Source organism: Arthrobacter sp. T2-23, from assembly GCF_055398325.1.
Genome location: NZ_AP027917.1, coordinates 852,619 through 865,244 on the forward strand (window position 1 = coordinate 852,619; position 12,626 = coordinate 865,244).

Annotated in this window: 13 protein-coding genes; 4 read left to right on the top strand and 9 right to left on the bottom strand. The window is 69.5% G+C overall.

Annotated features, from left to right (window positions below):
- Positions 1–41 precede the first annotated feature (41 nt).
- Positions 42–239, top strand: a complete 198-nt coding sequence (locus ACZ5Z0_RS03955) for a hypothetical protein (RefSeq protein ID WP_464109978.1) — start codon at positions 42–44, stop codon at positions 237–239.
- 51 nt (positions 240–290) lie between these two features.
- On the opposite strand, the gene ACZ5Z0_RS03960 is transcribed toward ACZ5Z0_RS03955, so the two are convergent.
- The 7 genes from ACZ5Z0_RS03960 to ACZ5Z0_RS03990 form a co-directional block, all read right to left on the bottom strand.
- On the bottom strand, positions 291–638 hold the full coding sequence (locus ACZ5Z0_RS03960) for a CU044_2847 family protein (RefSeq protein ID WP_464109979.1): 348 nt from the start codon (positions 636–638) through the stop codon (positions 291–293).
- Positions 635–1,084 (bottom strand): thioredoxin, encoded by a 450-nt coding sequence (trxA, locus tag ACZ5Z0_RS03965; RefSeq protein ID WP_464109980.1) that lies wholly within the window; start codon positions 1,082–1,084, stop codon positions 635–637. Before trxA ends, ACZ5Z0_RS03960 begins: the two co-directional genes overlap by 4 nt.
- A gap of 161 nt (positions 1,085–1,245) precedes the next feature.
- Positions 1,246–1,755 carry a 30S ribosome-binding factor RbfA gene (gene rbfA / locus ACZ5Z0_RS03970; protein ID WP_464109981.1) on the bottom strand — a complete coding sequence of 170 codons (510 nt, stop codon included), beginning with the start codon at positions 1,753–1,755 and terminating at the stop codon, positions 1,246–1,248.
- Positions 1,756–2,047: 292 nt separating this feature from the next.
- Complete coding sequence (gene infB, locus ACZ5Z0_RS03975; protein WP_464109982.1) at positions 2,048–4,915, bottom strand: translation initiation factor IF-2; 2,868 nt, start codon at positions 4,913–4,915, stop codon at positions 2,048–2,050.
- A gap of 152 nt (positions 4,916–5,067) precedes the next feature.
- Positions 5,068–5,463 (bottom strand): YlxR family protein, encoded by a 396-nt coding sequence (locus ACZ5Z0_RS03980; RefSeq protein ID WP_464109983.1) that lies wholly within the window; start codon positions 5,461–5,463, stop codon positions 5,068–5,070.
- 98 nt (positions 5,464–5,561) lie between these two features.
- Positions 5,562–6,542 (bottom strand): transcription termination factor NusA, encoded by a 981-nt coding sequence (gene nusA / locus ACZ5Z0_RS03985; RefSeq protein WP_138769791.1) that lies wholly within the window; start codon positions 6,540–6,542, stop codon positions 5,562–5,564.
- A complete protein-coding gene (locus tag ACZ5Z0_RS03990) occupies positions 6,542–7,156 on the bottom strand; it encodes a ribosome maturation factor RimP (protein WP_464109984.1) in 615 nt (204 codons plus the stop codon). Before ACZ5Z0_RS03990 ends, nusA begins: the two co-directional genes overlap by 1 nt.
- Positions 7,157–7,270: 114 nt before the next feature.
- Here ACZ5Z0_RS03990 and ACZ5Z0_RS03995 point away from each other — a divergent pair, with 114 nt between their 5' ends.
- From ACZ5Z0_RS03995 to ACZ5Z0_RS04005, 3 genes are all read left to right on the top strand, one after another.
- A complete protein-coding gene (locus ACZ5Z0_RS03995; RefSeq protein ID WP_464109985.1) occupies positions 7,271–8,434 on the top strand; it encodes a DUF4439 domain-containing protein in 1,164 nt (387 codons plus the stop codon).
- A gap of 83 nt (positions 8,435–8,517) precedes the next feature.
- Positions 8,518–9,249, top strand: a complete 732-nt coding sequence (locus ACZ5Z0_RS04000) for a VIT1/CCC1 transporter family protein (RefSeq protein WP_464109986.1) — start codon at positions 8,518–8,520, stop codon at positions 9,247–9,249.
- A 24-nt stretch (positions 9,250–9,273) separates the two neighbouring features.
- Positions 9,274–10,317: an aminoglycoside phosphotransferase family protein gene (locus tag ACZ5Z0_RS04005; RefSeq protein WP_464109987.1), complete on the top strand. Its 1,044-nt coding sequence runs from the start codon at positions 9,274–9,276 to the stop codon at positions 10,315–10,317.
- Here ACZ5Z0_RS04005 and ACZ5Z0_RS04010 read toward each other — a convergent pair.
- Both ACZ5Z0_RS04010 and ACZ5Z0_RS04015 read right to left on the bottom strand, forming a co-directional pair.
- Positions 10,314–11,735 (bottom strand): pyridoxal phosphate-dependent decarboxylase family protein, encoded by a 1,422-nt coding sequence (locus tag ACZ5Z0_RS04010; protein WP_464109988.1) that lies wholly within the window; start codon positions 11,733–11,735, stop codon positions 10,314–10,316. The genes ACZ5Z0_RS04005 and ACZ5Z0_RS04010 overlap by 4 nt on opposite strands.
- 77 nt (positions 11,736–11,812) lie before the next feature.
- Positions 11,813–12,607 (bottom strand): sulfite exporter TauE/SafE family protein, encoded by a 795-nt coding sequence (locus ACZ5Z0_RS04015; protein WP_464109989.1) that lies wholly within the window; start codon positions 12,605–12,607, stop codon positions 11,813–11,815.
- Positions 12,608–12,626: the final 19 nt, after the last annotated feature.

The following is a 12,626-nucleotide window of genomic DNA, read 5'->3' on the forward strand; positions in this document are numbered from 1 at the left end:
TTCACGGCGCGGACGCGGGTGGCGGCGCAAGGAGGAACCTCATGTGGTGGCAGGACTTGTTGTGGGGCATCTGGAACGGGCTCACGGCCTGGATCGTGCTGATCGTCCACGTCTTCGGGGCGTGGAGCGAGTTTCCGTTCTACAACACCGCGCGCTCCGGCAACTGGTATGACTTCGGCTTCCTGCTGGGGATGGGTTCCCCGCTGCTCGGGGGTCTGGGCGCCCGACGGCGGCGCTGACTCATCGACCGGCCGGTCCCCGGCAGCGGCGCTACTGAATCCGGCGCCGGCTCAGAGCCGGATTTCGTCTTCCGGCGACGACGGCGGCACCGGCGGCGCGGTGAAGGACATCTTGACGATGAAGTGACCCTCGGCGCAGTTGCGCGCGATGATGGCCCCGGCCTCGCCGGCCAGCTTCACGCCGAACTGCAGCTCCAGGTGCTCGGGGGCCAGCTCCCGCATCACCTCGGCGGCGGCCCTTGCCGCCGGCCGCACCGCGGCCAGGGCATCTTCGAGCCGCCGGCCGGCGTCGAGGATGCCAAGTTCGTTGCGGGCGGGCCGCTCGACGCCGAAGCTGCCCTCGTCGACCTCGACCAGCACCGTTCCCGATCCGACTTCGTAGCGCAGGATTTCGGTCATGGCTTGCTCCCTTCGCGCCGGGCTGCCAGCGCGTCGTCCAGCCAACTGCGCAGGGCGGCAGCCGGCGGCGCTCCGGCCTGACGCGCCACCACTGTGCCGTCGGTGATAACGAGGAGGGTTGGAATGGCCTGTACGTCGAAGCGCCGCGAGAGACCCGGCGACTTGTCCACATCCACCTTGACGAGCTTGACCCGTCCCGCCCGCTCCTGCGCCAGTTTGTCCAATACCGGACTAACCATCCTGCAGGGCCCGCACCAGTCTGCCCAGAAATCGACCAGGGCGGGAACCGGCGATTGCTCCGCGACCCCGGCAAAGTCCGCGTCGCCGGCCTCGACGACCCAGGGAAGATCCCGGCGGCATTTCCCGCACCGCGGGTGCCCGGCCGCCGCCGCGGGGATGCGGTTGGTCGTGCCGCATTGCGGACACTTGGTCAGGGCGGAGGTCACGGCCGCCCGCCGCCGTTCTGTTCGCCCGCAGTCATGACTCCATGGGACGCCCCGGCCAGGGCTGGGCATAGGGCCCAAAGTCCCCACGGGCGCGAACGGCCCCGCAGACGGCACTGGCCGGGCCCGTTTCCGGGCCCGGCCAGTACTGCAGGTGCTTGGTGCTACTTGTTGCTGTCCTCGTCGACGTCGCGGTCGACACTGAGGTCAGTATCCTCTTCGTCGAAGTCGTCTTCGTCGAGTTCGACGTCCTCGGGGACATCGCTCTTGTACGGATCGGCGTCGCCGGCGTGCGTGGCGCTGGCCGCGAGGGCTGCCACCTCGGCGTCGCGCTTCTTGGCTTCGCGCAGCAGTTCCTCAAGGTTCGAGGCCACCACGGGGATCTGGTCGGCCACGAATTCCAGCGTCGGCGTCAGCCGGACGGTGATGTTGCGGCCGACTTCCTGGCGCAGCACACCCTTCGCTTTCTCCAGCCCCTTGGCAGCATCGGCCTGCGCCACCTCATCGCCGAACACCGTGTAGTAGACCGTGGCGTGCTGCAGGTCATTGGTCACACGCGCATCGGTCACGGTCACGCCTTCCAACCGGGGATCTTTCACCCTCCGGCCCAAGGCCTCAGCGACGACAACCTTAATCCGCTGCGCCAACTTGGCAGCCCGTGCGGGATCAGCCATTTCCACTCCTAAAAAATTTGGATGTACGGCGACGCCTGAACGGTCGCCGGACAAGTTCCGGTCATTGATGCCACGCCTTGAAGCGAGTTTACGACGGACGGAAGGTTCGATTCCGCCGTCCCCTGGAGCCGTTGTGGGGGCCCGGGAGTGGCATCGGGCCTGCCGGAGCTGGGCGGCCGACGTCGTCAGACGTTGGCCGCCCAGCGCAGGGGCGGGGCCCCCACAACGGCGGAAGGGGCGGGGCCGCCGGAAAAAATCCAACGGCCCCGCACCTGTGTAACGCTAGCTCAGACTAGACGCGCGGCTTTTCGCGCATCTCGAAGGTCTCGATGATGTCACCTTCGTTGATGTCGTTGTACGAGCCAAGACCGATACCACACTCGAAGTCCGTGCGGACCTCGGTGGCGTCGTCCTTGAAGCGCTTGAGCGTCTCAACGGTGAGGTTGTCGCCGATGATCTTGCCGTCGCGGCTGATGCGGGCCTTGGCGTTGCGCCGGATAACACCGGAGCGGACGATCGAGCCTGCAATGTTGCCGAACTTGGAGGAACGGAACACTTCGCGGACCTCGGCGGTGCCAAGCTGGACCTCTTCGTACTCCGGCTTGAGCATGCCCTTGAGGGCTGCCTCTATGTCATCGATTGCTGCGTAGATGACGGAGTAGAAGCGCATGTCCACGCCTTCGCGGTCTGCCAGTTCGGCAACACGCTCGGCGGGCTTGACGTTGAAGCCGATGATGACGGCGGAGTCGACCGTGGCCAGGTTGACGTCGTTCTGCGTGATGGCACCGACGCCGCGGTGGATGACGCGGAGCTGGACACCCTCGCCGACGTCGATCTTGAGCAGCGCGTCTTCGAGGGCTTCCACGGCACCGGACACGTCACCCTTGAGGATGAGGTTGAGGGTGTCGATCTTGCCATCGGCGACGGCCTGGTCGAAGTCTTCCAGGCTGATGCGCTTGCGGCGCTTGGCCAGGGCGGCGTTGCGGTCCGCAGCTTCACGCTTCTCGGCGATCTGGCGGGCGGTGCGCTCGTCAGCGGTCACGAAGAAGGTGTCGCCGGCGCGCGGGACGTTGGACAGACCCAGGACCTGCACGGGGCGGGACGGGCCTGCCTCGGTCAGGGCGCTGCCGTCGTCGTCGAACATCGCACGGACGCGGCCATGGGCCGTGCCTGCCACGATCGTGTCGCCGACGTGCAGGGTGCCTGACTGAACCAGGACGGTAGCAACCGCGCCGCGGCCCTTGTCCAGGTTGGCTTCAATCGCGATACCGCGGGCGTCCTTGTTCGGGTTGGCGCGCATGTCCAGGGCTGCGTCTGCGGTGAGCAGGACAGCCTCGAGCAGCTCGTCGATGTTCAGGTTCTGGCGGGCAGAGACCTCCACGAACATGGTGTCGCCACCGTACTCTTCCGGGACCAGTCCGTACTCGGTCAGCTGACCGCGGACCTTGTCCGGGTTGGCGCCTTCCTTGTCGATCTTGTTCACGGCCACGACGATCGGCACGTTGGCCGCCTGTGCGTGGTTGAGGGCTTCGATGGTCTGCGGCATAACGCCGTCGTCCGCCGCCACCACGAGGATGGCGATGTCGGTGACCTTCGCACCACGGGCACGCATGGCGGTGAACGCCTCGTGGCCCGGGGTATCGATGAAGGTGATCTTGCGATCCGTTCCTTCGTGGTTGTGCGTGACCTGGTAGGCACCGATGTGCTGGGTGATGCCGCCGTGCTCGCCGGCCATAACGTCCGACTTGCGGATGGCATCGAGCAGGCGGGTCTTACCGTGGTCAACGTGACCCATGACGGTGACGACCGGAGGACGGGCCTCAAGTTCCTCGTCGCCTTCGGCTTCCAGCTCGGCGTCGAAGTCGATGTCGAAGCCGGAGAGCAGCTCGCGCTCCTCGTCTTCCGGGGATACGACCTGGAGCTTGTAGCCAAGCTCCTCGCCCAGCAGGGCAAACGTCTCCTCATCCAGCGACTGCGTGGCGGTAGCCATTTCGCCGAGGTGGAAGAGGACGGTCACCAGTGCTGCGGGGTTCGCCTCGATCTTGTCGGCGAAGTCCGTGATGGACGAGCCGCGGCGGAGCCGGACTACGGTGTTGCCGTCGCCGCGGGGTACGCTCACGCCACCCAGCGACGGGGCACTCATCTGCTCAAGTTCCTGGCGCTTGGCACGCTTGGACTTGCGCTGCTTGCCGCGGCCTGCGCCGCCCTTACCGAAAGCACCCTGGGTGCCACCGCGACCGCGGCCACCCTTGCCGAAGCCACCGCCGGCCGGAGCGCCGCCGCCGGCGCCGGGAGCACCGGTGCCAGGAGCGCCACCCGGGCGGCCCGGGCCACGACCGCCGCCGCCGGGACGGCCTGCACCAGCGGGTGCGGGACGTTCGGTGCGGTTGGGCATCATGCCGGGAGTCGGACGGTTTCCGCCGGCTCCGGGCCGGGCGCCGGGTGCGCCGGCCGGACGCGGGGCGCCCGGACGTGCACCGGCAGCGCCGGCCGGACGCGGAGCGCCGGGACGGGGACCGCCGGCGCCTGCTGCGGGACGCGGGCCGCCCGGGCGTTCGCCCTCGGTGCGGCTTCCGCCCGGACGCGGCATGCCCTGGGAAGGAGCGAACGGGTTGTTGCCCGGACGCGAGGTACGTTCGTTGTCGCCGCCGCGGCCGCGGGGCATGCCCTGGGACGTGGCGAACGGGTTGTTGCCGGGGCGGGGCCCGCCCGGACGAGGCGCGGAGCCGCCCTGGCGTGCCGGAGCAGCCGGGGCCTCAGCCTTCGGTGCCGGGCGGGCGCCGGGCTTGGCGCCGGCGGACGGGGCCGCGGGTGCCTCGGCAGCCGGTGAGGCAGCCGGAGCCGCTGCAGGGGCCTCGGCCGGAGCGGGTGCCGGTGCCGGTGCTTCAGTCTTGGGTTCGGCGGCCTTCGGCGCAGCCGGAGCCGGCGCGGGCGCCGGTCGTGTCGCTGCGGGGCTGGCCTTGGGGGCGGACGCGGGTGCTTCGGACTTCGGAGCAGCTGGCGCGTCGGGGTAGGCGTTGCGGAGTTTCCGCACCACCGGGGCCTCAATGGTGGAAGAGGCGGAGCGAACGAATTCGCCCAGTTCCTGCAGTTTGGTTACTGCATCTTTGGAAGTAATACCGAGCTCTTTAGCAAGCTCATGTACGCGGACCTTGGCCACATTTCTCCTGTCTCGGTCCGCACCGAGCCAGGCACGAACCGTCTACTTCTTACTGCGGGCCTCCGCCGCGAGTGCAGCTGAAAGGCCCATTGCAGAGCGCAACAAAGTTGTCATCGTTGCGCACTCATCGCTGGGAACTCATCGGGTTTCCATCAGTTTTCTGACCCGCTTTCAGGTTGGACGGTTGTTGCTGCGGCCACCGGGGTGCCCACTGCTTGCGTGCCTGCCAGGATCTGGCGTTCGACGTCGGGGGTGACGGAGGCCCCGCTAAGGGCGCGTCCGAACGCTCGACGTTTGACCGCCAGTGCCAGGCACTTTTCGCTGGGGTGCAGCCATGCTCCCCTGCCAGCCATCCGGCGTCGTTCGTCCACCACGACAGCGGATGAACCGCTGGCGCCGGCGACGAGCCGGAGAAGCTCCGACCGCGAACCTTTTTGCCGGCATCCGATGCAGGTACGTTGCGGTTGATTCTCGAGGGGTTGCACTTGTGCCACGTCCGAGTATCTTCCTGCCTGTACCTGACTGCATGCCCGAGGGCACGCGGACACCGGCCCTTAGGCGCGGTCATGTCTATTCTAGCCCCTCCGGCGCCCGGACCCCGAACTTGCAGGGATCCGGGTGCCGCCGGACGGGGCGCTGGTGTGGCCTATTTGTCGCGGTTCTCCGCGGCGTCGGAAATGATATCGATCCGCCAGCCGGTGAGCTTGGCGGCGAGGCGGGCGTTCTGGCCTTCCTTGCCGATGGCGAGGGACAGCTGGTAGTCCGGCACGACAACGCGGGCGGACCGGGCGGCCTCATCCGTGATGGTGACGGAATTCACGCGCGACGGCGAGAGGGCGCTGGCGATGAATGTCGCCGGATCGTCGCTGTAGTCCACGATGTCGATCTTTTCGTCGTTCAGCTCGGTCATCACGGCGCGGACCCGCGAGCCCATTTCGCCGATGCACGCGCCCTTGGCATTGACGCCGGGGGTGTTTGCCTTGACCGCGATCTTGGTGCGGTGGCCGGCTTCGCGGGCCAGGGCCACAATCTCGACCGAACGGTCCGCGATCTCCGGGACCTCCAGTTCGAAGAGCTTACGGACGAGTCCGGGGTGGGACCGGGAGAGCGTAATGGAGGGGCCCTTGGTGCCGCGGTGGACGTCGATGACGAACGCGCGGAGCCGGTTGCCGTGGAGGTACTTTTCGCCGGGGACCTGCTCGGGCGGGGGCAGCAGCGCCTCCACGGTTCCGAGGTTCACCTGGATCATGTGCGGGTTGTTGCCCTGCTGGATGGTGCCGGCAACGAGTTCGCCCTCGCGGCCCTTGAACTGGCCCAGAACGTTGTCGTCCTCGGCGTCGCGCAGGCGCTGCAGGATGATCTGCCGCGCGGTGCTCGCCGCGATCCGCCCGAACCCGGCCGGGGTGTCCTCGAATTCGCCGATGGGGGCGCCGTCGTCGTCGATCTCGGTGGCCCAGATGGTCACGTGGCCGCTCTTGCGGTCCAGCTCGGCGCGGGCCTTCTCAAAGGCCCCCGGCGTCTTGTGGTACGCCACCAGGAGGGCCTGTTCGATGGTCGGAATCAGGAGATCCAGCGGGATTTCGCGCTCACGCTCCAGGAGTCTCAGTGCGCTCATGTCAATATCCATTAGGCCTCCTCGGAAGGTCCATTGTCGTTCTCCAGACCGGCCTCTTCGAGGTGGCTGAACTCTATCTCGACTTTTCCACTGCGGATCCTGTCGAAAGGAAGCTTGACGGGTTCGCCCTGCTTGGGCTTCATCCCCTTTTTGACGGTCAGTTCCGGGACCAGGGTCACGCCGCTGTCGTCCACGGACTGGATGCGGCCCGTGACGTTGTCGCCCTGGATCACGTTGACCGTGACGAGGCGTCCGCGGGCGCGGTGCCAGTGCCGCTCTTCGGTGAGCGGACGGCCGACGCCGGGCGAGGACACCTCAAGGTCGTAGGGCCGCGAGTCGGTGCTCGGGTCCGTGTCCAGGATGTCGGAGAGGGTCTTTGAAATCTCGGCGATGACGTCAAGACTGACGCCGCCGGTCTCTTCCTGCGGCAGGTCCACCACCACGTGGACCACCCTGTTGGCACCGGCAACATGGATGGAAACGTCCTCCAGGTACAGCCGGTTGGCCAGGACTGCAGGCTCAAGGAGCGCGTACAGGCGCTCGGCCTCCAGATTGTGAGCGGGTGCGGCTTCAGCCTTCCCCGTCCCGGTCCGGTCTGTTGAAGTCGTGGCTTCTGCGTTGGTCATGATGCCGCCCGCCTCCCGCTAGATGATGTTGTGTCTACTAGCCTAGCGATATTCCCGGCGACGTGGTGCATGGAGTTCCCGGCCGGCATCCCAACCATGACAAAATGGTCTGTTGTGAAAGATGACAGCAGGGAAAATCGACGGCGGACCCGGCTGGCACGGCACCTCCCCCGCCTCGCACTCCTCGCCTGCCTCGCCCTGGTGGTGGTCAGCCTGGGCATGGTGTTGAAGCCCGGAAAGCCGCCGGAAACACAGGAACCACCGCTGTCCGAGCGCGCCCGCGCCGCCGCCCTGGCCGATGCGCTCCACCTCAAGGCCGCCGGCGAACAGCTCGGCGCCGCCCCGGCCGACTCGGCCGTTCCCGCCACGGCGGCCGCCGCCCTGCCGGCCGTGACGCGCACTGTGAGTTTGCTGACAACCCAGGCCCGGGCCCTGCTTCCGGGCTCCGCCACGGAAACCGCACCCGCAAACGGAGCACAGGCGACCGCCACGCCGTCGGCTTCACAGGCGGCGGCCACCCCGTCGGCCTCTTCGGCGTCGCCCACCCCGGCGCCGCCCACCGTGGACCGGCTGGCTGCGGACCTGGCACGGAGCGGCCGGCAGCGGCTCGCCGATGCGGCAGCCGTCGACGGCGGGATGGCCAGGCTGCTGGCCGCCGTCGGCACCGGGCAGTTGCTGCAGGCCTCCTCGCTCGCTGCCGCGGCAGGCGTCCGGGACCCGGCGGCCGGGCAACAGGATCCCGGACCGGCCGGCGCGAGTACGGGTGCCGCATCGTGCCCTGCCGCGCCCGCGTCGCCGGCGGCGGCCGGCGCGACCGGCACCGGGACGGGTGCTGGGAAGGCCGATCTGCCCGGCGCCCTCGCAGCACTCATCCGCACCGAGCTGGAAACCGTCTACGAATACCAGGTGGCGTTGACCCGCCTGGACGGGGCGGCGGCAAAGTCGGCCGCCGAGGACCTCGCCCGGCATGAAGCCCTCGTCGCTGGCGCGGAATCCCTGAGCCGGGGGCACTGCGCCCCGATCCCGCCGCGGGAAGCCGGCTACGCCCTCGACCCGGCGTTCCTGGCCTCCCCGGGACCCGGACTGGCCGCGCTGGAAACCGCAGCGCTGCCCGCCTACGGCGATCTGGTGGCCTTCAGCGACGGTGACACCCGGCAGTGGGCCATCACCGGGCTCCTGGGGGCGGCGCGCCGGGCTGCCTTCTGGGGTGCCACTACGGACGCAGCCCCCGGCCTGGCGGCCGATCCGGCGTCGTTCCCCACCCTGCCGGCGGGCTGACACCGCCCGCAGGCAAGGTCCGGCTTACCTTGCTTAGCCTTCCAATACTGGCCAGCCATGGCCGCTGGTGATTTGCTGTAGACATGGAAACCACCGGCGCAGCAGCCCTTCATGACAACGAGCCCCACCACAACGACATTGCGCACCGCCTCAACTGGCTCCGCGCGGGCGTTCTGGGCGCCAACGACGGCATCGTCTCGGTCGCCGCGGTCGTCGTCGGCGTCGCCGGTGTGACCACGGATTCGGGGCCGATCCTGATCGCCGGCGCCGCCGCCGTCGTGGGCGGTGCGATCTCGATGGCCTTGGGCGAGTACGTCTCGGTCAGCAGCCAGAAAGACAGCCAGCAGGCGCTGGTCGAGAAGGAACGCCGCGAGCTGGCCGAACAGCCCGAGGAGGAACTGGCAGAGCTGGCCGCCATCTACCAGGGCAAGGGGCTCAGCCCGGAAACCGCCCGCACGGTGGCCACCGAACTGACCGCGCACGATGCCCTGGCCGCGCACCTTTCGGCCGAGCTGCACATTGACGAGACGGACATCGTCAGTCCCTGGCACGCGGCCTTCGCCTCCGCCGTCGCCTTCCTGATCGGCGCCATCCTGCCCATGCTGGCCATCCTGCTGCCGCCGGAAAACATCCGCGTCCCGCTGACCTTCGTTGCCGTACTCGTGGCCCTCGGGGCGACCGGGGCCATCGGCGCCTGGATCGGCGGAGGTTCGAAGATGAAGGCGGCCATCCGGGTGGTTATCGGTGGCGCCGCCGCGCTGGTGGCAACCTTCCTCATCGGCAGCTGGCTCGGCGCGAGCGGCATCGTCGCCTAAGCCTTAGCAACTACGCTGGAGTCGATGATTACGCCTCCAGCCGTTCCGCTTCCGCCCGGGCTGACCCGCCGCTTCGGCGGAAGTGCCGAGGGGCGCGCCTGGCTGGCTTCACTCCCCCAACTGATCGCGCGCTGCCTCGCACAGTGGCAACTGGTCGCTGACGTCGCTCCGGGCAGCTTGCCGTGGCACGGCCATGGCGCCGTTGTGGTCCCGGTCCGCCGTGGCGCGGCGACGGCAGCCCTGAAGCTCGCCTTTCCGCATGAGGAAGCGTTGGTCGAACGGCACGCCCTCGCGTTGTGGGGCGGCCGCGGCGCGGCCCTGGTCCTGGCCGACGACCCCGTCGCCGGCGCCCTGCTGCTCGAGCGGCTCGATGCCGAAAGGCCGCTGCAGGACGTACCCCTGTCCGACGCCGTGGACGTCTGGGGCGGCCTGGTCCGCCAGTTGAGCCTGCTGCCTGACGGGCGGCCGGAGTGGCGCGAACTTGGCCAGGTCGCGGCCCGCGCCGAGCAGTGGAGCGACGAACTGCCGGAGAGCTGGGAACGCCTGGGCAGGCCCTTCCCGCGCTGGCTGCTGGAGGCGGCCCTGGAGGTCTGCCAGACCCGGGGCGCCGTCGGCCGGCGGTCCGGCACGGACGTGCTGGTCCACACCGACCTGCACTTCCTGAACATCCTCGCCCGGCCCGGGACTGACGCGCGTCCCGGATGCTTCACGGCGGCGCAATTCAAGGCGATCGATCCGCAGCCCCTGGTGGGCGAGGCGGAGTTCGCGGTGGCACCGCTGCTATGGAACCGGCTCGCCGAGCTGCCCCGCTCCGGCCCCGGCGAGGCCCTGCTGGAGCGCTGCTTCGACTTCAGCGCTGCCGCGGGTCTCGACGGCGAGACCGCCCGGCAGTGGGCCGTGGCCCGGGAGGTGGACAACGCCCTGTGGTACGCGGCCAGGCGCAACCACGGCGGCGACCTGGCCCGCTCGCTGTGGGTGGCCAGCACCCTCGCCGGCAACACGCTCGACGGCCTCCCGGCGCCGCAGGAGCTGCCCGTACCGGGGGCGTCGGCCAGCCCGCCGGGCTAGCCGTCTCCCTGGCCCCGCACGGCCGCCAGCGCGTCCTGCACGGCGCCGACGGCGGCTGCCACGTCGGCGTCGTCCGTACTCCAGTTGCTCACCGATATCCGGAGGATGTCCCTGCCCTGCCAGCGTGAACCGGACATCCAAACGCGTCCGTCGGCGATGATGCGCTCGGTGACCGCGCGGGTGGTGGCGTCCTCCCCGAAGGCCAGCGAGACCTGGGTGTAGTCGACGTCGTTGAGCACCTCGACGCCGTCCAGCGCCGACAAGCGTTCCGCAAGCTGCCTGGCATGCAGCACGAGCCCGCGCACCTGGTCGGCGACGCCGTCCCGGCCCAGCGATTTCAGCGCAGCCCAGACCGGCACCCCGCGGGCGCGTCGGGACAGCTCCGGGACCGTCTCGAAGGGGTCCGCCGCGCCGTCCGCGGCCTGGATCAGGTAGCTGGTGTGCACGCCCATGGCCGACCGCAGCGCCTGCGCGTCCCGGACCACCGCGATGCCGCAGTCGTACGGCACATTGAGGGTCTTGTGCGCGTCGGTGCCCCAGGAGTCAGCGCCCTGCAGCCCGGCGGTCAGGGCGGCGAGTTCCGGGACCGCGGCGGCCCAGAGCCCGAAGGCACCATCAACGTGCACCCAGGCGCCGTGGGCCTTGGCAACCGCTATAGCCTCCTCGAAGGGGTCAAAGGCGCCCGAGTGCAGGTTGCCCGCCTGCAGGCAGACCAGCAGCGGGACACGGGCCGATCCGGCGCCGGCCGTGGCGCCGGCCAGGGCACGGTCCAGTTCCGCCGGGTCCACGCGGCCCTGACGGTCCGCGGGGACAACCGCGGGCCGGCCCAGCCCCAGGTACCGCAGGCCCAGGTCGATCGTGTCGTGCCGTTCCTGGCCCACGAAGCAGCGGATCCGGGGCGCGCCGGCGAGGCCGTCGGCGTCGAGGTCCCAACCGGCGTCGGCCATCAGGCGCCACCGCGCCGCGGCCAGCCCGGTGAAATTCGCCATGGTGGCACCGGTGGCGAAGCCGACGTCGGACTCCGCGGGGAGCCCCAGCAGTTCGAGCAGCCAGTTGCCGGCGGCCTCCTCGATGGCGGCTGTTGCGGGAGTGGCGAAGCGCAGTCCGGCGTTCTGGTCCCAGGCGCTGACCAGCCAGTCCGCGGCCAGCGCGGCCGGCAGGGTGCCCCCAATGACCCAGCCGAAGAACCTCCCGGAGGGCATGGCCATCAGGCCTGGTTCGGCTTTCGCGGCCAGGTAGTCCACCACCTCTGCGGCCGGCATGCCGTTCCGGGGCAGCGGCCCGCCGAAGTCGGCCGCAAGCTCCGCTGCCGACGCGCGCGGGCCGACCCGCCGCGTTTCCTGGCTCTCGAGCCAGTGGCGTGCATGCCGGGACGCGGCCGCCAGGGCCTCGCTATAGCGTTCTTCGGGAGCTGACATAGCTGCATGCTACGCCGGCCGCTGCGGCACGGGGAGTCCCTTGGCGGCCGCGGACGGGATGCCTGAGCCGGGGCGTGTTACCTGACGACGTCCTGCCAGACGTCGGAGCCCAGTTTGATGATCAGGGCGCCGACCACCACGAGGAACACGATCCGGATGAACTTGCTTCCCCTGCTGACGGCGGTGCGGGCGCCGAGGTAGCCGCCGGCCATGTTCGCGGCGCCCAGGACCAGGCCCAGGCCCCAGAGCAGCGAACCGTGGGGCAGGAAGAACATCAGGGCGCCGGCGTTGGTCGCCATGTTGACGATCTTGGCCTTGGCGCTGGCCTCCAGGAACGCGTACCCCATTGCGGACACCAGGGCGATGATCAGGAAGGAGCCGGTGCCCGGGCCGATCATGCCGTCATAGAAGCCGATCACGGCTCCGATCAGGCAGGCCACGACGTAGTGCCGGTGCCCGTCGTGCCGCAGTTTAGTCAGCGCGCCCACGTTCGGCCGGAACGCCGTGAACAGTGCGACGGCGACCAGCGCCGCCACGATGATGGGTTTGAAGACGCTCGCCGGCAGGGTCGCGGCGAGCACAGCCCCGCCGAAACTGCCGGCCAGCGCGATGACCGCCATCGGCACGGCGGTGCGCAGGTCCGGACGGACCCGCCGGTAGTAGGTGACGGCGCTCGTGGTGGTGCCGAAGATGGAACCCATCTTGTTCGTCGCCAGCGCCTGCACCGGGCTGATTCCGGGGACAAGCAGCATGACCGGGAGCTGGATCAGTCCCCCGCCGCCCACCACCGCATCCACCCAGCCGGCGGCGAAACCGGCCACCACCACCAGGATCAGCGTGGCGAGCTGCATTGATTCGAGACCTGAGACCATCCTCGGTAAGGCCGGCGGT

Excerpts from the sequence above, each read along its gene's own strand:
- rbfA (WP_464109981.1), bottom strand. The coding sequence starts at position 1,755 with ATGGCTGATCCCGCACGGGCTGCCAAGTTGGCGCAGCGGATTAAGGTT.
- ACZ5Z0_RS03960 (WP_464109979.1), bottom strand. The coding sequence starts at position 638 with ATGACCGAAATCCTGCGCTACGAAGTCGGATCGGGAACGGTGCTGGTC.
- ACZ5Z0_RS04015 (WP_464109989.1), bottom strand. The coding sequence starts at position 12,607 with ATGGTCTCAGGTCTCGAATCAATGCAGCTCGCCACGCTGATCCTGGTG.
- ACZ5Z0_RS04005 (WP_464109987.1), top strand. The coding sequence starts at position 9,274 with ATGATTACGCCTCCAGCCGTTCCGCTTCCGCCCGGGCTGACCCGCCGC.
- ACZ5Z0_RS03955 (WP_464109978.1), top strand. The coding sequence starts at position 42 with ATGTGGTGGCAGGACTTGTTGTGGGGCATCTGGAACGGGCTCACGGCC.
- ACZ5Z0_RS04000 (WP_464109986.1), top strand. The coding sequence starts at position 8,518 with ATGGAAACCACCGGCGCAGCAGCCCTTCATGACAACGAGCCCCACCAC.
- ACZ5Z0_RS04010 (WP_464109988.1), bottom strand. The coding sequence starts at position 11,735 with ATGTCAGCTCCCGAAGAACGCTATAGCGAGGCCCTGGCGGCCGCGTCC.
- ACZ5Z0_RS03990 (WP_464109984.1), bottom strand. The coding sequence starts at position 7,156 with ATGACCAACGCAGAAGCCACGACTTCAACAGACCGGACCGGGACGGGG.
- nusA (WP_138769791.1), bottom strand. The coding sequence starts at position 6,542 with ATGGATATTGACATGAGCGCACTGAGACTCCTGGAGCGTGAGCGCGAA.